Annotated in this window: 14 protein-coding genes; 11 read left to right on the top strand and 3 right to left on the bottom strand. The window is 71.3% G+C overall.

The genetic code is table 11. From position 1 onward, the window contains the following. The first annotated feature begins 34 nt into the window (after nt 1-34). The 11 genes from G472_RS0102515 to bfr all read left to right on the top strand — a co-directional run bounded on the left by G472_RS0102515 (nt 35) and on the right by bfr (nt 14,789). Nucleotides 35-1,162: an ABC transporter substrate-binding protein gene (locus G472_RS0102515; RefSeq protein WP_029007106.1), complete on the top strand. Its 1,128-nt coding sequence runs from the start codon at nt 35-37 to the stop codon at nt 1,160-1,162. 15 nt (nt 1,163-1,177) lie between these two features. Continuing rightward, nucleotides 1,178-2,050, top strand: coding sequence for a branched-chain amino acid ABC transporter permease (locus G472_RS0102510; protein WP_029007105.1), 873 nt, complete (start codon nt 1,178-1,180; stop codon nt 2,048-2,050). A gap of 13 nt (nt 2,051-2,063) precedes the next feature. After that, nucleotides 2,064-3,758 (top strand): branched-chain amino acid ABC transporter ATP-binding protein/permease, encoded by a 1,695-nt coding sequence (locus tag G472_RS0102505; protein ID WP_029007104.1) that lies wholly within the window; start codon nt 2,064-2,066, stop codon nt 3,756-3,758. After that, nucleotides 3,755-4,477, top strand: a complete 723-nt coding sequence (locus tag G472_RS0102500) for an ABC transporter ATP-binding protein (RefSeq protein ID WP_035690697.1) — start codon at nt 3,755-3,757, stop codon at nt 4,475-4,477. The genes G472_RS0102505 and G472_RS0102500 overlap by 4 nt, the downstream gene beginning before the upstream one ends. A gap of 73 nt (nt 4,478-4,550) precedes the next feature. Next, nucleotides 4,551-5,750 carry a hypothetical protein gene (locus G472_RS39650; protein ID WP_211100126.1) on the top strand — a complete coding sequence of 400 codons (1,200 nt, stop codon included), beginning with the start codon at nt 4,551-4,553 and terminating at the stop codon, nt 5,748-5,750. Continuing rightward, nucleotides 5,747-6,280 (top strand): hypothetical protein, encoded by a 534-nt coding sequence (locus G472_RS38625; protein ID WP_029007102.1) that lies wholly within the window; start codon nt 5,747-5,749, stop codon nt 6,278-6,280. The genes G472_RS39650 and G472_RS38625 overlap by 4 nt, the downstream gene beginning before the upstream one ends. A gap of 10 nt (nt 6,281-6,290) precedes the next feature. Beyond that, a complete protein-coding gene (locus G472_RS30850) occupies nt 6,291-7,181 on the top strand; it encodes a DMT family transporter (protein WP_051340199.1) in 891 nt (296 codons plus the stop codon). Between the two features lie 139 nt (nt 7,182-7,320). Then, a complete protein-coding gene (gene treZ, locus G472_RS0102480; protein ID WP_029007101.1) occupies nt 7,321-9,177 on the top strand; it encodes a malto-oligosyltrehalose trehalohydrolase in 1,857 nt (618 codons plus the stop codon). A gap of 22 nt (nt 9,178-9,199) precedes the next feature. After that, the gene (gene malQ / locus G472_RS30845) at nt 9,200-11,401 is read left to right on the top strand and encodes a 4-alpha-glucanotransferase (protein ID WP_035690694.1); all 2,202 of its coding nucleotides are present in this window, start codon (nt 9,200-9,202) and stop codon (nt 11,399-11,401) included. After that, nucleotides 11,398-14,319 carry a malto-oligosyltrehalose synthase gene (gene treY / locus G472_RS0102470; RefSeq protein WP_029007100.1) on the top strand — a complete coding sequence of 974 codons (2,922 nt, stop codon included), beginning with the start codon at nt 11,398-11,400 and terminating at the stop codon, nt 14,317-14,319. The genes malQ and treY overlap by 4 nt, the downstream gene beginning before the upstream one ends. After that, nucleotides 14,316-14,789, top strand: coding sequence for a bacterioferritin (bfr, locus tag G472_RS0102465; protein WP_029007099.1), 474 nt, complete (start codon nt 14,316-14,318; stop codon nt 14,787-14,789). Before treY ends, bfr begins: the two co-directional genes overlap by 4 nt. An 18-nt stretch (nt 14,790-14,807) precedes the next feature. Here bfr and G472_RS0102460 read toward each other — a convergent pair whose 3' ends face one another. From G472_RS0102460 to G472_RS0102450, 3 genes are all read right to left on the bottom strand, one after another. Beyond that, nucleotides 14,808-16,028, bottom strand: a complete 1,221-nt coding sequence (locus tag G472_RS0102460; protein ID WP_029007098.1) for an ATP-binding response regulator — start codon at nt 16,026-16,028, stop codon at nt 14,808-14,810. Between the two features lie 133 nt (nt 16,029-16,161). Then, nucleotides 16,162-16,611, bottom strand: coding sequence for a DNA polymerase III subunit chi (locus tag G472_RS0102455; protein WP_029007097.1), 450 nt, complete (start codon nt 16,609-16,611; stop codon nt 16,162-16,164). A gap of 40 nt (nt 16,612-16,651) precedes the next feature. After that, on the bottom strand, nt 16,652-18,151 hold the full coding sequence (locus G472_RS0102450; RefSeq protein WP_029007096.1) for a leucyl aminopeptidase: 1,500 nt from the start codon (nt 18,149-18,151) through the stop codon (nt 16,652-16,654). Between the last annotated feature and the right edge of the window lie 40 nt (nt 18,152-18,191).

The raw sequence follows: 18,191 nt of genomic DNA, 5'->3' as shown, positions 1-18,191 counted from the left end.
GCGCGGGCTCCCCGCCGGCGAGGAGGAGACATCCATGCGGCGCAGCCTCGCGTTCCTGCTTCTCACGGGCATCATCTCGGCCGGCCCGGCGCGGGCCGAGACGCTGAACATGCCCGTGCTGGTGCCGTTGACCGGCTTCCTGTCGCTGGAAGGAACCAGCCAGCGCAATGGTGCCGTGCTGGCGCTGCGCGGGGCGCAGCCGCCGGGCGTTACCGTGGCGACCGACGTGGTCGACACCGGCACCTCGCCCGAGGCGGCGGTGACGGCGCTGGAGCGGGCACTCGGCCGCGGCACCACGGTCGCGGTGGCGGCCAGCATGCTGGGCACGCAGATGCTGGCCATGCTGCCGCTGGCCGCCGACTACAAGGTGCCGCTGGTCACCGTGTCGGGCACCGCGTCGATCACCGAACAGGGCAATCCCTGGGTCTTCCGCTTCTTCCCCGGCGATGCCGTCACCAAGGAGGCGCACGCCCGCTATGTGGTGGAGGAGCTGGGCAAGCGGCGCCCCGCGGTGATCTACCAGACCACCGCCTATGGCCAGAGCGGCCGCGCCCATCTGGCCGAGCGGTTCCGCGCGCTGGGCGCCGAGGTGGTGTACGAGGAAGGGGTGGACCCCGCCGCCAGGGACCTGTTGCCGGTGCTGTCCAAGGCGCTGGCGGCGCGGCCCGACGTGCTGGTGCTGCACCTGCACTCGGGACCGACGGCGCTGTTCCTGCGCCAGGCGGCGGCCCACGGGGTGGAGGTGCCCATCGTCGCCGGTTCGGCCATGCACCAGCCGAGCACCGCGGCCCTGCTGGACCCGGCGGAGATGAAGGGCGTGTGCGCCGAGACGGCGGCGTCACCGGTGTCCGGCGGCAGCCCGGAAATGGATCGCTTCACCGCCGATTACCGCGCCGCCTTCGGCACGGAGCCCGACGCCTTCGCGCTGGGCCAGTACGACGGCACCCGCATGGTGCTGGACGCCATCGCCCGCGGTGCGCGCACGGCCGAGGCGGTGCGCGCCGCCCTGGCCGACGGCACCCACGAGGGGCTGGCCATGACCTACCGGTCGGATGGCACCGGCAACATGGCCCATTCGGCGGTCATCGTGTGCTATGACGGGACGTCGCGGGTGCCGCAGGTCGTGCGCCGCTACGACGCCCTGTCCGGCAGCACCAGGTAGGGGCGGGGCCCGGCCGTGCTTGCCCTGCAACTGCTGCTCAACGGCATCGCGCTCGGCGCCGCCTACGCGCTGGTGGCGCTGGGGTTCGTCCTGGTGCTGAACGCCACCGGGGCGGTCAACTTCGCGCAGGGCGACCTCGTGATGGCCGGCGGCATTCTGGCGGCGGCGCTGGCGCCGCTGCTGCCGGTGCCGGGGCTGCTGCTGCTGCCCCTGGTGCTCGCCCTCATGGCCGGGCTGGGGCTGCTGCTGTCGCTGGCCGCCTATCTGCCGCTGCGCCACCGTCCGCCGGTCGCGGTGTTCATCTCCACCATCGCGGTGGGCATCATGCTGCAGAACGGCGTCACCGTGCTGTTCGGGCCGGAGCCCAGGGCGGCCCCGCCGCTGCTGGGGGGCGGCACGCTCGACCTGGCGGGGCTGGTGGTGCCGGAACAGTCGCTGGCCATCGTCGCCGTGGCGGCGCTGCTGATCGGCGGGCAGCAATGGGTGTTCGGCCGCACCCAACTCGGCCGGCGGCTGCGGGCCACGGCGCAGGACCCGGAGATGGCGCGGGCGTGCGGGGTCCCGGTCACCGCCATGGTGATGGCCACCTTCGCGCTGGCTGCGGCCTACGCCGGGGCGGCGGGGCTGCTGCTGGCCAACCAGTTCTTCGTCACCCCGACAGCGGGCGGCGACCTGATCCTGAAAGCCTACATCGCCGTGACCATCGGCGGCTGGGGCTCGGTCCCCGGCGCGGTGGCCGGGGCGCTGCTGATCGCGCTGTTCGAAGTGGGCGTGTCCTCGGTGCTGTCCTATCCGGTCGCCCTGGGCGCCCTGTACGTCACCCTGCTGGCGATCCTGGTGTTCCGCCCGCAGGGGCTGTTCGGCGAGGTGGCGCGGCGCCGTGCCTAGGCTCCTTCCCCATGTGAGCAGTCCCGGTGGGGTGCTGGCCGTCGCCGGGGCGGCCCTGCTGGCGTACGCTGCCCTGTACGCCTCACCGTACGAGCTGCGGGTGCTGACCGTCGCCGGGGTGTACGCGCTGGCGGCCATCGGATTCCAGATCGTGTTCGGGCTGGCCGGCGCCCTGTCGCTGGCGCAGGGCGCCTTCTTCGGGATCGGCGCCTACGTCACCGGCATCCTCGGCAGCCGCTACGGCCTGCCGTTTCCCGTCACCTTCCCGCTGTCGCTGCTGCTGCCGTTCGTGCTGGCGGTGCTGGTGGGCCTGCCGGTGCTGCGGCTGGAATCCCACTACTTCGCGCTGGCAACCCTGGGCATTGCGCAGGTCGTGTTGCTGCTTGCGGTGAACCTGCCGGACCTCACGGGCGGCGCCAACGGGCTGGCCGGCGTGCCCGGGATCGCCGCTTTCGGTGTCGAGGTGCCGCGGGGCCGCCCGCTGGCTGCCGCGGTATGGGCTGCCGTGGCGGCGGGTGGCCTGCTGGCATGGTGGATGGCGCGCGGGCGGTGGGGCCGGGCGCTGACGCTGGTTCGTGACGACCCGCTGGCGGCGGCGACCCTGGGTCTGGACGTGGGCCGGCTGCGCCTGGCGGCCTTTACGGTGAGCGCACTTTACGGCGGGGCGGCGGGCGCCCTGGCTGTGCACACCCAGCGGGTGGTGTCGCCGGAGGTGCTGGAGTTCCCCGTCATGGTGTCGGTGCTGACCATCGCTATCGTCGGCGGCCGCGGCCGGGTGGCGGGGGCGATCCTCGGGGCGGTGCTGCTGCTGCACCTGCCGGAGTGGTTCCGGTTCCTGGAGCAGAGTTACCTGGTGGTCTACGGCGCGGCGCTGCTGCTGGCCATCGTGGTCGCCCCCTACGGCCTGACCGGGGTGCTGGAACGGCTGCTGCCGCCGCCGGCCGCGGTGCCGGTGCCGCCGCGCGCGTGGGCGGAGCGGGAGCGGCCGGCCGGCACCGTCCTGTGCGTGGAGGGGCTGAGCAAAGCGTTCGGCGGCGTCCGCGCGGTGGACGGCGTTACCCTCTCCCTGGAGGCGGGGCGGGTCACCGGCCTGATCGGCCCCAACGGCTCCGGCAAGACGACGCTGATCAACCTGGTGAGCGGCCTGGAGCGGCCCGACGGCGGGCGCGTCGTCCTGAACGGGCGCGAGGTCACCGGCTGGCGGGCCGACCGGCTGGCCCGCGCCGGCATCGCCCGCACCTTCCAGACCGCCAGCCTGCCGGCGGGCACGGTGCTGGACGCGGTGACCGCGGCCCGCCTGGACCGCGACGGATCGATCGCCGCGGCGCAGGCCCACGCCGGGCACGCGCTTGAGCGGGTCGGTGCCTTGCACCTGGGGCCGCGCGACGGTGCGGCCCTGCCGGCCGCGCTGCGGCGGAGAGTGGAACTGGCGCGCGCCCTCGCCCGCGAACCGGCGGTGCTGCTGCTGGACGAGCCGGCGGCCGGCCTGACCGACGACGAGAAGGCGGACCTGGCGGCCCGAATCGCCGCCGTTGCCGCCGGCGGCGTCGCCGTGCTGGTGGTGGAGCACGACATGGACTTCCTGTTGCCCCTGGTGGACCGCGTCGTCTGCCTGGATGGCGGGCGGGTGCTGGCTCAGGGGGCGCCGGCGGCGGTGGCGGCCGATCCCGCGGTGATCGCCGCCTATCTGGGGGACGCGCCGTCATGACCGGGCCTTTGCTGGCTGTCGACGGGCTGTGCGCCGGCTACGGCGGCCTGACCGCCCTGGATCGGGTGTCGTTCACCCTGGAAGCCGCGGAGCCGGTGGCGCTGCTGGGGGCCAACGGCGCCGGCAAATCGACGCTGCTGCGGGCGTTGCTTGGCCTGGTGCCGGCGTCGGCCGGCCGGGTGCGCTTCGCCGGTACCGACCTGAACGGCCTGGCGGCGGAGCGGCGGGTGCGCCTGGGCATCGGCTACGTTCCCGAGGGACGGCGGGTCTTTCCCGGCATGAGCGTGCGCGACAACCTGGAGGTCGCCGGCGTCGCCGCCCGCGGGGACCGGCTGGAGGATCTGGAGCGGGTGTTCACCCTGTTCCCGCAGCTCCGCGGCAAGGCGGGGGAGGCGGCGTGGCGCTTGTCCGGTGGCCAGCAGCAGATGCTGGCCATCGGCCGCGCCCTGATGGTGCGCCCGCGCCTGCTACTGCTGGACGAGCCGTCGCTGGGCCTGTCGCCCGCCCTGGCCGCGGAGGTGTTCGCCACCATCGCCTCCATCGCCGCATCCGGCACCGCCGTGCTGCTGGCGGAACAGAGTGCGGCGCGGGCGCTGGCCACCGCGTCGCGGGTGATGCTGCTGCGCCTGGGTCGCGTCGTGCACGACGGGCCGGCGTCCGGCGTGGCGGCGCAGACACTGCGTGATGCGTTTCTGGGCCGGGCGGGGGCGCGGACGTGACAACACCGGTCCCCCGGCCGGGCTGCCCCTTGCCGCGCCGGGGGCGGCGGTCTAGGGTCGCGGCGGATCGCCCATGCCCGACGGGAGCGTCATGTTGAGAGTGCGTTCGGTTTCCAGTCTCGCCCTTGCCTTCGGTATTGCCCTGGCCGCCGTCGCGGGTCCGGTGCCGGCCTCGGCGGCGGAGCCGACGCCCCGCGTGCCCACCGTCAAGCCTCAGGCCAAGCCGGCGGCGCCGGGTTCGGCGCCGGCCGCCGCGCAGCCGGCGGCACCGGCACCGGCCGGATCTCCGGCCGCCGGTACCGATGCGCCCGTGACCGCGGCGACACCGGCCGGCGAATGGTACGGCGGTCCGGTGAACGGGGCCGACGGGGCGTTCGCCTATTGCGTCGTCGAGAACCGGTTCGATACCGGCCACCTGCTGATCATCGCCATGAGCCCGCAGGGCGAACTGAACATCGGGATGCAGATTCCCGGCGCCAACCTGCCGCGCAACGCGGAGTGGACGGTCCGCCTCACCGTCGACGGCGGGACCGAACGGGAGCGCACGGCCGTGTCCACCCAATCGGACCTGCTGGTCATCCCCCAGGGCAAGGACGATGCCCTGCTGGACCGTCTGATGAACGGCAACGAGCTGCTCATCCGCTCCGACACCGATCGCGTCGCCTTCCGCCTGAAAGGCACCAAGAAGGCGCTGACCGAGCTGAAGACCTGCGTGCAGAAGGACGGGAAGGTGGCCGCAAGCCGGCCGCCGGCGCCGGAGAAGGCGTCGCCGCTCCCCGACGCGCTGCTCGCCCTGCTGGTCGAGGCGGGCATCCGCGACATCGCGCCGGTGCCGCTGGAGGATCTGCCGGCCGACCGCCGACCCGACTTCCTGTGGCGCGCCGGCCCGGTCACCGCCAGCGTGCGCCAGCATCTGGTGGACGAGACGGCGACGCTATCGGAGATCAGCGACATCTACCGCAACGCCATGGTATCGGCCTGCGGCGGCGGCAAGGCCGAGTATGGCGACGTGGAGGTGATGATCGGGCTGACTCTGCGCACCGGCAGCCTGGAATGCCCATCGGACCGGGGACCGCTGCACGTGGCGCTGCTGCTCTACCTGACCGACGCCAACCTCTTCACCCTGTTTACCCACGAAGCACCGGCCGGCGACCGGGCGCTTGCCGACCGGATGCGCGACCGTCTGGCCGCGGCGGTTCGGGTGCTGGCCGCCAGGGAGTTCAGCATCGACGGCGCGCTCGGCGCACCGGCCGCCACGCCGAAGGCCCGGTGACGGCGGTGGGGGCGGGCGGCGACGCCCGACCGCCGGCCGCCGCCTCGTGCGACGGCTGCACGCTGTGTTGCGTCGTCTTCCGCATCGAGGCGCTGGCGAAGCCGCCCTATCATCCCTGCCGCCACATCGCCGGCAGCGGCTGCGGCGTGTACGACGCCCCGGCGCGGCCGGCCGTCTGCGCCGGCTTCGTGTGCCGCTACATCCAGGGGCACCGCGACGGCACCGCCGACCGGGACGGGCTGCCGCACCCAAAGGACGCAGGCGCCTATGTGTTCCGGCATCCGGACCGTGCGGTGACGGTGATGTGCGTCGATCCGCGGCGGCCCCATGCCTGGCGGACCACCGGCCTGGTCCGCTTCCTGGAAGCGGCGCTGACCGGCGGCACCGCGCTGGTCGTCCACGATCGCGGCTATGCCTTCACCATCAGCGACCCGCTGCACCTCGCCCATGTGGTGGCGGACGACTATGTCCGCGTCGCCGGGGAGATGGGAATTCCACCCAACGAACCGGGGTTCGAAGGTCTTGCCTGAGGGGCCCGCCATGCCGTCGTCGCGCCCCGAGGGCAATCTCACCGGCATCGGACTGGCGGTGGCGGGGTTTGCCCTGTTCTCCGCCGCCGACGGGCTGATCAAGCACCTCAGCACCCGCTATCCGCTGGTCGAGGTGGTGTTCTTCAACGCCCTCTTCTCGCTGGTCTTCATCGCCGCCGCGGCGATGATCTGGGGCGGCCCTGCCATGCTGACGACGCGCCGGCCCGGCATTCACCTCCTGCGCGGCCTGTTCGGCCTGGCGGCGGGTTACGGTGCCTTCTTCGGTTTCAGCCACATGCCCATGGCCGACGTGTACGCCATCCTGTTCTCGTCCCCCCTGATCATCGCGGCCCTGGCGGGGGTGCTGCTGGGGGAGCGGGTGGACGCCCGGCGCTGGGTGGCCGTGCTGGTCGGCTTCGCCGGCGTTCTGGTGATGCTGCGGCCGGGCAGCGGCGCGGTGAACGTGGGCGTGCTGGGCGCCATGGTCGGGGCGCTGGGCTATTCCGCCTCCGCACTGGTGGTTCGGCGCTACGGCGCAGGGGAGACGCCGTTCTCCTTCCCCTTCTTCGGGAATTGCGTGGTGACCGCGGTGCTGGCCCTGTTCCAGCCGTTCATCTTCGTCCCGCCCGCCCCCGGCGATCTGGCGCTGATGGCGCTGGCTGGCCTGTTCGGCGGCATGGCGCTGATCTGCACGCTGGGCGCCTTCCGCATCGCACCGGCGCCGGTGGTCGCTCCCTTTCAGTACACGCAGATGGTGTGGGGCGTGCTGCTGGGGGTGCTGGTGTTCGGCGACCTGCCCAGCCCGTGGCTGGCCGTCGGCGGCGGTCTGGTGGTGGCCAGCGGCCTCTACCTGCTCCAGCGGGAGCGGCGTGCCGCGCGGCGCTCCGCGCCGGTGTCCTGACGGGGCGGCGGGCCCCTGCCATCGGGCGTACTCCCGTTGCGCGGATCAACGCGGGGGCTGGCGTGTTGACTGCACCGCACCGTTCATACCCAATCCACTTCCGGTGCCGTCGCCATCCGCCAACACGGACATACCCTTCATGACAGCCCGCTTCGTCCATTCCATGCCCTTCGGTGCCGAGGTGCGGCCCGACGGGACGGTTCGCTTCCGCCTCTGGGCCCCGTCCGTCCCGTCCGTGGCCGTCGAGGTCGCCGGACCCGACGGGTCCGGGGCGGAGGCGCTGCCGATGTCCGCAGTCGGCGACGGCTGGTTCGAGCTGGCGACACCGCGCGCCGGTGCCGGCAGCCTCTACCGGTTCGCCCTGCCCGACGGCCTGAAGGTTCCCGACCCGGCCTCCCGCTTTCAGCCCGACGACGTCAATGGCCCCGGCCGGGTCATCGACCCCGGCGCCTACACCTGGCGCCATCCGGAATGGCGCGGCCGGCCATGGCACGAGACGGTGCTCTACGAACTCCACGTCGGCACCTTCACCCCGGAAGGGACCTTCCGCGCCGCCATCGACCGGCTGGACGAACTGGCCGATCTGGGGGTGACGGCGGTGGAACTGATGCCGCTGGCCGATTTCGCGGGAACGCGGAACTGGGGCTATGACGGCGTGCTGCCCTTCGCTCCGGATTCGTCCTACGGCACGCCCGACGACCTGAAGGCGCTGGTGGACGCCGCGCACGGGCGCGGGCTGATGGTGTTCCTCGACGTCGTCTACAATCATTTCGGACCGGAGGGCAACTATCTCCACGCCTACGCCGGCCGCTTCTTCACCGAGCGGCACCACACGCCGTGGGGTGCGGCCATCAATTTCGACGGTGCGGACGCCCGCCCGGTGCGCGATTTTTTCATACACAACACGCTCTACTGGCTGAACGAATACCGGTTCGACGGGCTGCGCTTCGACGCCGTGCACGCCATCATCGACGACAGCCGGCCCGATTTCCTGACCGAACTGGCGGACACGGTGCGCGCCGCCACGGGGGACGACCGCCACGTCCACCTGGTGCTGGAGAACGACGCCAACATCGCCCGGTACCTGGAGCGGGACGGGCAGGGGCGGACGGTGCGCTACGATGCCCAGTGGAACGACGATTACCACCATGTGGCGCACGCCCTGGTGACCGGCGAGTCCGGCGGCTACTACCGCGACTTCGCCGACCGGCCGGTGGACAAGCTGCTGCGCGCGCTGACCGAGGGGTTCGTCTTCCAGGGCGACCCGTCGCCGTACCGCGACGGCGAGGCGCGCGGCGAGCCCAGCGCCCACCTGCCGCCCACCGCCTTCGTCAACTTCCTGCAAAACCACGACCAGATCGGCAACCGCGCGTTCGGCGAACGGCTGACCGTGCTGGCCGACCCGCGCCGGCTGCGGACGCTGGCCACGATCACGTTGCTGGCGCCGGCGGTGCCCATGCTGTTCATGGGGGAGGAGTGGGGAGACCGGCGCCCGTTCAACTTCTTCTGCGACTTCGACGGCGATCTTGCCGATGCGGTGCGCGAAGGGCGGCGGCGCGAGTTTGCCGCGTTCCCCGAGTTCGCCGACGAATCGGCGCGCGCCCGCATCCCCGATCCCAACGCCCCTGCCACCTTCGAGGGCTCCCGGCCGGACCGCGACGCCCGCAGGCGGGAGCCGCACGCGCAATGGCTCGACCTGACCCGCACCCTGCTGCGCACCCGCGCCGCGGAGCTGGTGCCGCGTCTGGCCGGCGCCGGCGGCGGGCGGGTGGAGTGGCACCGCGATGCAGCGTTCCGTGTCGCCTGGACGCTGGGCGACGGATCGGTGCTGACACTGCTGGCCAACACGGGCGATGACTCCGTCGCCGGTGCGGACCGTCCGCCGGGAGACCTGCTGGCGCGCAGCGACAATGGCACAATGGAGAATCCGGACGGCGGCACACTTGCCGGGTGGACGGCTTTGTGGTTCCTGGACCGGGGCCAGGGTGCCCGGTGACGCCGCAGCGCGGGGATTGGGAATGAGCGATCTGGACCGGCTGGCCGACTTGGTCGGCATTGAGCCTTTCTACCACGACGTCTGGGGCAACCGGCGCGACACCTCGCGGGAGACGAAGTGCTCCCTGATCGCCGCCATGGGGCTGCCGACGGGATCGGATGCCGAAGTGGCGCAAAGCCTGCGCCTGGTGGAGGAGCGTGTCTGGCGCCGGATGCTGCCGCCGGTCCTGGTGGCGGACCGGGCGGCGGTGCCGGTGGTGCCGGTCAGCGCCCCCGCGGGCCTGGAGGACGCCACCCTGAGCTGGACGCTGGCGGAGGAGGACGGGCCCGTCCACCGCGGCACGGTCCGGTTCGGCGACCTGCCGGTGGCCGGCACGCGCACGCTGGACGGCATGGCCTTCCAGCAGCGGTCCCTGCGGGTTGAGACGCCCGCCCCCATGGGGTATCACCGGCTGGAGGTGGACATCCGCCCGCCCGCGGTCGGCGGCGCCCTCAAGGGGGAAAGCCGGCTGATCCTTGCACCCGACCGCTGCCTGACGCCGGAGGAGGCGGTGCCCGGCGGCCGGCTCTGGGGGGTGGGACTGCAACTCTATGCCCTGCGCAGCGGTGACGACTGGGGTATCGGCGACTTCGACGACCTCGGCCGCTTCGCCGAAGTGGCGGCGGGGCTGGGGGCGGGGCTGGTGGGGTTGAACCCGCTGCACGCCCTGTTCCCCGCGGATCCCAATCATTTCAGTCCCTATTCCCCGTCCAGCCGGCGCTTCCTGAACGTCTTTTACATCGACGTGGAGGCGGTGCCGGACCTTGAGGAGTGCCCGGAGGCGCGCGTCCTCATCGCCTCCGATTCCTTCCGCGCCGATCTGGCGGCGGCCCGGTCGACGGAGCTGGTCGACTACCCGGCGGTGGCGCGCCTGAAGCTGCCGGTGCTGGAGCGGCTCTACGCCGCCTTCCGGGCCCGTCACCTCGCTCCCGGCGGCGACAGCGGGCGCGGTGCGGCCTTCCGTGATTTCCAGCGCGCTTTCGGCCGGCCGTTGCGCCTGCACGCGACCTTCGAGGCCCTGCACGAGCGGTTCTACGGCGAGGACCCGCAGCGCTGGTCCTGGCAGACCTGGCCGGAGCCTTACCGCAACGCCGCCGGCGACGCCGTCGACGCCTACGCCCGCGACAACCTGGAGCGGGTCGAGTTCTTTGAGTACCTGCAATGGGAGGCCGACCGCCAGTTGGGTGAAGCGGCGGCACGCGCCAAGCGGGTCGGGCTGGGCCTCGGCTTCTACCGCGATCTGGCGGTGGCGGTGAATCCCGGTGGGGCCGCGGCCTGGGCCGATCCCGACACGCTGGTCCAGGGGGCCAGCGTCGGGGCACCGCCCGATGCGTTCAACATGAAGGGACAGAACTGGGGGCTGGCGCCGCTCTCGCCGGTCGGCCTCTATGAAGCGGCCTACGAGCCCTTCATCGCCGCGGTGCGCGCCAACATGCGCCATGCCGGGGCGCTGCGCATCGACCACGTCATGGCCTTGCAGCACCTGTTCTGGATTCCCTCCGACGGCGGCGACGGCGCCTACGTCGCCTATCCCCTGAACGATCTCCTGCGCATCATCGCGCTGGAATCCCGCCGCCGGGGCTGCGTCGTCATCGGCGAGGATCTCGGCACCGTGCCCGAGGGGTTCCGACCGGCCATGGAGCGGGCGGGCATCCTCAGCTACCGCGTCCTCTACTTCGAACGCACCGACGACGGCGGGTTCATCCGGTCCGACGCGTTTCCGGAACGGGCGATGGTCACCATCACCACGCACGACCTGCCCACCCTCAAGGGATACTGGACCGGCCGCGATATGGAGTGGCGGCGCTCCCTGGACCTGTATCCCGACGCGAAGGCGGCGGAAAAGGACGCCTGGGACCGCGGCGTGGACCGCTGGCGCCTGTTGCAGGCGCTGACGCGGGAAGATCTGCGCCCGGCCGTCTATCCCACCGAGGAGGGCAACCAGCCCTTCACGCCCGAGCTGGCCGAGGCGGTGCACCGCCACCTCGGGCGCACGCCGGGGCAGATAGTCATGATGCAGATCGAGGACGCTCTGGGCGAGAGCGAACAGCCGAACCTGCCGGGCACCATCGACCAGCACCCCAACTGGCGCCGCCGCCTGCCGGTACCGCTGGAGGCGATGGCCGGCCATGACGGGGTGAAGGCGGTGGCCGCGGCGATCGCCGCCGGACGGGAGGGCCGATGACCGACGCACCTTATGTCCCCCGCGCCACGCTGCGCCTCCAGTTTCACGCGGGCTTCACCTTCGAGCAGGCGCGGGAGCTGGCGCCCTACATGGCGCAACTCGGCGTCAGCCATGTCTACGCCTCGCCCTTTCTCAAGGCGCGCGGCGGCTCGACCCATGGCTACGACATCACCGACCACAGCCAGTTCAATCCCGAGGTGGGGGACGGGGCATCGTTCGACCGCTTCGTGGAGGCGCTGCACAATCACGGCATCGGCCTGATCCTCGACTTCGTGCCGAACCACATGGGGGTCGGCGGGAACGACAATCCCTGGTGGCTGGACGTGCTGGAATGGGGGCCGGCGTCCCCCTTCGCGCCCTTCTTCGACATCGATTGGGAGCCGTTGCAGCCCGGCCTGCACGGCAAGGTGCTGCTGCCCTTCCTTGGCGACCATTACGGCAATGTGCTGGAGCGCGGCGAACTCCAGCTTCGTTTCGACGCCGGGCGCGGGTCGTTCAGCGTGTGGTATTACAGCCATCGCTTCCCGGTGGCGGTGCGCCACTACGCGCGGCTGCTGCGCCGGGCCCGCGACACGCTGGGCGAGGACGGGGTGGCGCTGGACGCGCTGATCGCAGCCTTTGCCGGGCTGGGCGGGACGCCCGTATCGGTGCAGCGCCAGCACACCGTACACCGCGAGGCGGAAGAACTGCGCGCGCAACTCGCCGCCATCGCCGCTGCCGACGGCACGATCGCCGATGCGATCGAGAGGATGGTGACGGCCGTCAACGGCACACCCGGCGACCCCGACAGCTTGCGCGACCTGCACCGCCTGCTGGAGGAGCAGCACTACCGCCCCGCCTACTGGCGCGTCGCGGCGGACGAAATCAACTATCGCCGCTTCTTCGACATCAACGACCTCGCCGGGCTGCGCATCGACCGGCCGGAGCTGTTCGAACTGGCCCACCAGCTTGTCTTCCGGCTGATCGGCGAGGGCAAGCTGCAGGGCATCCGCCTGGATCATGTGGACGGGCTGTTCGACCCCGTCGGCTATTTCGAGAAATTGCAGGACCGCGCCGCCTACCTGACGATCCAGGCCGGGCCGGCCACTGCCGACCCGCCCGGCCTGCGCCTGCGCGAGCCGTTCTACGTGGTGGTGGAGAAGATCCTTGCCCACCACGAGAACCTGCGCGACGACTGGCCGGTCGCCGGCACCACCGGCTACGAGTTCATGACGCTGGTGGGCGGCCTGTTCGTCGACGCCTCGGCCGAGCGGGCAATGACCGACGCCTATCACACCTTCATTCGCCGCGACGTGGATTTTGACCGGCTGGTGCTGGAGACCAAGCGCAAGATCATGGTCACCAGCCTATCCAGCGAACTGAACGTGCTGGCGACCGCGCTCTACCGGCTGGCGCAGCAAAGCTGGACCAGCCGCGATTTCACCCTGACCGGCATCCGCCGGGCGCTGATCGACGTGGTCGCCTGCCTGCCGGTCTATCGCACCTATGTCACGGCAGAGCGTGTGTACGATGCCGACCGCCGCGACCTCGATTGGGCGGTGGGGCGCGCGCGCAAGCTCGCCGGGGCGGTGGACGAGTCGCTCTACGACTTCCTGCACGGAGTTCTGGGCACGGACCTGGCCGCGCGCCATGTCCCCGGCGGCGATGCCCGCGGACCCCGGGGCGCCGACCCCGCCGACATCGTGCAGATCGCCATGAAGTTCCAGCAGTTCTCCGGCCCGGTGATGGCCAAGTCGCTGGAAGACACGGTGTTCTACCGGTATTTCCGGCTGGTGGCGCTGAACGAGGTGGGGGGCGAGCCGGGCCGCTTCGGCACCTCCGTCAGCGCCTTTCACCACCTCAACCAGGACCGCCTGAAGCGCTGGCCGTTCAACATGCTGGCCACCGCGACCCACGACCACAAGCGCGGCGAGGACACCCGCCTGCGCATCGCCGCCCTGTCGGAACTGGCCGACCTGTGGGAAGGGCGGGTGCGCCGGTGGAACAGGATGAACCGTTTCAAGAAACGGGAAATCAACGGAGCCGCGGCGCCGGGCCGCAACGACGAGTACCTGCTCTACCAGACGCTGGTCGGCACCTGGCCGCTGGAGCTGGAGTGGCCGTCCGGGCCGGGCCTGGATGCCTACGCCGACCGGATCGTCGCCTACATGGTGAAGGCGGTGCGCGAGGCGAAGGTCCGCTCCTCCTGGGCGTCGCCGGACGCCGACTATGAGGACGCGCTGGAGCGGTTCGTGCGCGGCATCCTCGACCCGGTGCGCGGCGCCACCTTCATGGCCGAGCTGCTGGACCTGCTGGAAACGGTGGCACCCGCCGCGGCGGTGCACGGGCTGGCGCAGACGCTGTTGAAGCTGACGGCGCCTGGCGTGCCGGACATCTATCAGGGGACCGATTTCTGGGACCTCAGCCTGGTCGATCCGGACAACCGCCGGCCGGTCGATTACGCGGCACGCCGCGCCGCGCTGGATGCCCTGCCCGAAGACGGGGGGGCGCTGCTGGACGGCTGGCACGACGGCCGGGTGAAGCAGTTCGTCATCGCCCGTACCCTCGACCTGCGCCGGCGCGAGCCGGTGCTGTTCGCCGCCGGCGAGTACCGGCCGGTGGAGGTGCAGGGCGAGCACGCTGAGCGCATCGTCGCCTTCCTGCGCCGACTGGACACCGGCTACGCCCTGGTGGTGGCGCCGCGTCTGGTGGTGCCGCTGCTCGACGGTGCGTCCCGGCCGCTGCCGCCGGCGCAGGCGTGGGGCGATACGGCGCTGCTGCTTCCCGAACTGCCGGAAGGGGCGCCATGCGACGTCTTCACCGGCCGCCGCCACGACCTGCCGGTCGATTGCCCGCTGCCGGTGAAGAGTCTGCTGGACCGCTTCCCGGTGGCTCTGCTTCACTGCCGGCCATCCGATCAGCCCGGGGAGGAGACATGAAGGGCGACCCGACGATCATCCGCCATCTGAACACCATCCTGACCAACGAACTGACGGCGGTGAACCAGTACCTCCAGCACGCCCGCATGCTGCGCCAGTGGGGGCTGCTGCGACTCGCCCACACGATCCATGAGGAATCGGTCGGCGAGAGGGAACACGCCGACAGGCTGATCACGCGCATCCTTTATCTGAAGGGGCTGCCCAATCTGCAGGATCTGCACACGCTGAAGATCGGTGGCGACCTGCCGGAGATCTTCGAGAACGATCTGGGCGTCGAGAGCCACAACCGCGCCTGCCTGCGCGAGGCCATCACCGCCTGCGAGTCCGTGCGGGACTATGAGAGCCGCACGGTGCTGGAGTCCATCCTGGCCGATACGGAGGAGCACATCGACTGGCTGGAAACCCAACTCGACCTCATCCGGCGCATCGGCCTGCAAGGCTATCAGCAGGAGCAGATGCGCGGGAATTGAACCCGGCGGGGGAGGGGGTCACCCCTCGCTGAGGATGCGGTCGGCGGGGAGGTGGATGGTCACGACGGTTCCTTTGCCGGGTGCGCTGTCCAGTTCCACGCTGCCGCCGTGCAGTTCGGCGAAGCGGCGCACGATGGGCAGGCCCAGCCCGATGCCTTCGTGAACACGGGCGAGCGTCCGTTCCCCCTGGGTGAAGGGGGTGAACAGGCGGACGATCAGGTCGGGGGAAATGCCGGGACCATCGTCGCGGACGCTGATGGCGACGCCGTTCGCTTCCCGGGTAGCCCCGATCCACGCGGCTCCGCCGGGCCCGGTGAACTTGATGGCGTTGTCCAGCAGGCTCAGCAGCATCTCGCGCAGGCGGCGCTGGTCGGCCCGCAGAACCAGGGTCGGGCAGGCTGCGACGCATACCGTGATGCGTTTGGCCTGCGCCTTGGCCTGCATCAGGTTGCAGCAGGTGGACAGCAGGGCCGGCAGCCCCACCTCCGACTCCGCCAGTTCGACGGCGCCGGAGGCGCCCCGCGTATAATCCAGGATGTTGTTGACCATGGTGAGCAGCACCTTGCCGCTCTCCTCGATCAGCCGCACGTAGTCCAGGTAATCGGGGTGGCCGAGGGGCCCCAGTGACTGGCTGGCCATGACCTCGGCGAATCCGATGATGGAGTTGAGCGGGGTGCGCAGTTCGTGGCTCGTCACCGACAGGAAGTCGAGCTTGGCGCGGTCGCCCTCGCGCGCCGCCTCCAGGGCGGCACTCAGCGCCGCCGTTCGCTCGGCGACCCGCTGCTCCAGTTCCCGATTCTGTTCGGCGACGCGGCGGTAGAGGGAGCGGATCTCCAGCGTGTTGCGCACGCGGTGCAGCAGTTCCCAGGCGATGAAGGGCTTGGTGAGGAAGTCGCTCGCCCCCAGCTCCAGGGACTTGCGGCGCGTCTCCTGGTCGGTCTGGGCGGTCAGCACCAGCACCGGCACATAATCGCCGGCGTGCACCTCCCGCAGGCGCTCCATCAGGTCGAAACCGCTCATGTGCGGCATGCGCACATCGAGCAGCAGCAGGTCGTAGCGCTGCGCCTCGCACAGGGCGACCACCTTGCGCGGGTCTGTTTCGCCGCGCACCCGCCGGTAGCCTTCGTGGTGCAGGATCTCGCGCAGAAGGTCGACGTTGGAGGTGTTGTCGTCAACGATCAGGATGGCGGAGTCCTTGACGTCCCGCGCGAGGTTCGGATGGATCTCGGTGCCCGTCATGGTTCCGCCCGCCGGCGCCCTCCCGCCACTTGCACTGCCCACCGCGTTCCGGTGCCGCGCCGTCAAGGGTCGCCAGAAGTGGGAGGAAAAGCAACGGCTTTGTCGTTACGGTTCCATGAGCGGACGGCCGCGCTCAGGCTTTTTTCTCCCAGCCGCCGCGCTCGCTCTGCTGCCAGTAGGTCAGGGCGTGCCCGCCGTCCTTGCAACGGCGCCAGCGTCCGCGCGCCGCCGCGACGGCGTCGGGGTCGTTGCCGTCGAACAGGTCGCACACCAGATCGAACGAGGCCAGCCGGTCGCTGCTGACCCCGTCCACCTGGACCAGCACGGTGGCATCGTTCGGATTCTCGTCCTCGGCGGTCAGCCAGACCGGCTGGTCGGGGGCGAAGCCGTCGCGCGCCGAGCCGTGCGGCAGGAAGGAGGCGGGGTCGTACGTCCACAGGTGCTGGTTCAGCGCGTCCACCCGCTCCGGCGAGCCGGCCAGCACGACGGCCCGCCAGCCGCGCTCCAGCACCTTCTCCAGGATCTTCGGCAACGCCTGTTCGAGCGATTGCCGCTGGAGATGGTAGAATCGGACCTCGCTCATCCGGACCTCGCTCCTCCCTGCCGGCCCCTTCCTGCGGGTCTCAGCCCTCGTGGTTGTCGGCGATGAAGCGGTCCAGCAGGCGCACGCCGAAACCGGTGCCGCCCTTGGGCACGGTCGCGGAGTCCTTCTTCGTCCAGGCGACGCCGGCGATGTCCAGGTGCGCCCACGGCACGTCCCGGACGAAGCGCTTGAGGAACTGCGCCGCAGTGATCGAGCCGGCGCCGCGGCCGTTGCCGACGTTCTTCATGTCGGCGGCGTCGGAGTTGATCTCCTTGTCGTAGGCGTCGCCCATGGGCATCCGCCACACCGGCTCGCCCACCGCGCGCCCGGCAGCGGCAAGGGCATCCGCCAGGCCGTCGTCGTTGGCGAACAGCCCGGCCTGTTCATTGCCCAGTGCGATGATGATGGCGCCCGTCAGGGTGGCCAGGTCGATCATCAGGCGCGGCTTGAAGGTGTCCTGCGTGTACCACAGGCAGTCGGCGAGCACGAGGCGCCCTTCGGCGTCCGTGTTGATGACCTCGATCGTCTGCCCCGACAGGGACGTCACGATGTCACCGGGGCGCTGGGCGGTGCCCGACGGCATGTTCTCCACCAGGCCGACGACGCCGACCGCGTTGACCTTGGCCTTGCGGGCGGCCAGCGCGTGCATCACGCCGATGACGGTAGCGGCGCCGCCCATGTCCCACTTCATGTCCTCCATGCCGGCGGCGGGCTTGATGGAGATGCCGCCGGTGTCGAAGGTGACACCCTTGCCGATGAAGGCGACAGGGCTCGGGTCTTCGGCACCGGGGTTGCCGTCCCAGCGCATGACGACGACGCGCGGCTCGTAGGCGCTGCCCTGGGCCACGCCGATCAGCGCGCCCATGCCCAGCTTGCGCAGCTTCTTCAGGTCCAGCACCTCGACCTGGAGCCCCAGGGAGGTCAGCTCCCGGCACCCCTCGGCCAGGCTTTCGGGATGGAGGACGTTGGCGGGCTCCGACACCAGGTCGCGGGTATGGCAGACCGCCTGCGCCACCGCGTCCAGGCGGGCGAAGGCCTTCTTGGCCGCGTCGGCGGCGTCGGACATCACCGTCACCTTCTTCAGCGACGGCTTGGCGTCCTTCTTCTCGGTGGTGCGGTACTTGTCGAACCGGTAGGCGCGCAGGCGGCCACCGAAGGCGAATTCGGCCGCCGCCTGTCCGGCGGGCACCGCACAGCCTTCCGGCACCTCCAGCCAGACCGCGGCGTCGGTTTCGCCGGACTTCTCCAGCGCCGCCACCACGGCGCCGCCGGCGCCCTGGAACGTCAGGTCCTTGGCGTCGGCGCCCTTGCCCAGCCCGACCAGCAGGACGCGCGACGCGTCGAGGGCGGCGGGGGCGAGCACGGTCAGCGTCTCCTCGGCCTTGCCGGTGAAGCGGCCGGCCTCCATGGCGCGGGTGAGCATGCCGCCGGTCGTGCGGTCGATCTCCTGACCCGCCGGACCCAGCGTGCGCTCGGCGGACACGGTCACGACGACGGCACCCGTCTTCGGCAGGGCCGGCTTGGCGAAGGAAAACTTCATCTCTCCCTCATTCCCTTTGTCTGCATGGCGGTCGGCCACC

This window comes from Azospirillum halopraeferens DSM 3675, assembly GCF_000429625.1.
Taxonomy (GTDB): Bacteria; Pseudomonadota; Alphaproteobacteria; order Azospirillales; family Azospirillaceae; genus Azospirillum; species Azospirillum halopraeferens.
Note: the sequence above shows the minus strand (reverse complement) of the source record. Positions and strands in the feature narration are given on the sequence as shown.

Bases quoted from the DNA above. Each gene is read 5' to 3' on its own strand.
- G472_RS0102515 (WP_029007106.1), top strand. From the start codon at position 35: ATGCGGCGCAGCCTCGCGTTCCTGCTTCTCACGGGCATCATCTCGGCC.
- G472_RS0102500 (WP_035690697.1), top strand. From the start codon at position 3,755: ATGACCGGGCCTTTGCTGGCTGTCGACGGGCTGTGCGCCGGCTACGGC.
- G472_RS39650 (WP_211100126.1), top strand. From the start codon at position 4,551: ATGCCCGACGGGAGCGTCATGTTGAGAGTGCGTTCGGTTTCCAGTCTC.
- G472_RS30850 (WP_051340199.1), top strand. From the start codon at position 6,291: ATGCCGTCGTCGCGCCCCGAGGGCAATCTCACCGGCATCGGACTGGCG.
- treZ (WP_029007101.1), top strand. From the start codon at position 7,321: ATGACAGCCCGCTTCGTCCATTCCATGCCCTTCGGTGCCGAGGTGCGG.
- malQ (WP_035690694.1), top strand. From the start codon at position 9,200: ATGAGCGATCTGGACCGGCTGGCCGACTTGGTCGGCATTGAGCCTTTC.
- treY (WP_029007100.1), top strand. From the start codon at position 11,398: ATGACCGACGCACCTTATGTCCCCCGCGCCACGCTGCGCCTCCAGTTT.
- bfr (WP_029007099.1), top strand. From the start codon at position 14,316: ATGAAGGGCGACCCGACGATCATCCGCCATCTGAACACCATCCTGACC.
- G472_RS0102460 (WP_029007098.1), bottom strand. From the start codon at position 16,028: ATGACGGGCACCGAGATCCATCCGAACCTCGCGCGGGACGTCAAGGAC.
- G472_RS0102455 (WP_029007097.1), bottom strand. From the start codon at position 16,611: ATGAGCGAGGTCCGATTCTACCATCTCCAGCGGCAATCGCTCGAACAG.
- G472_RS0102450 (WP_029007096.1), bottom strand. From the start codon at position 18,151: ATGAAGTTTTCCTTCGCCAAGCCGGCCCTGCCGAAGACGGGTGCCGTC.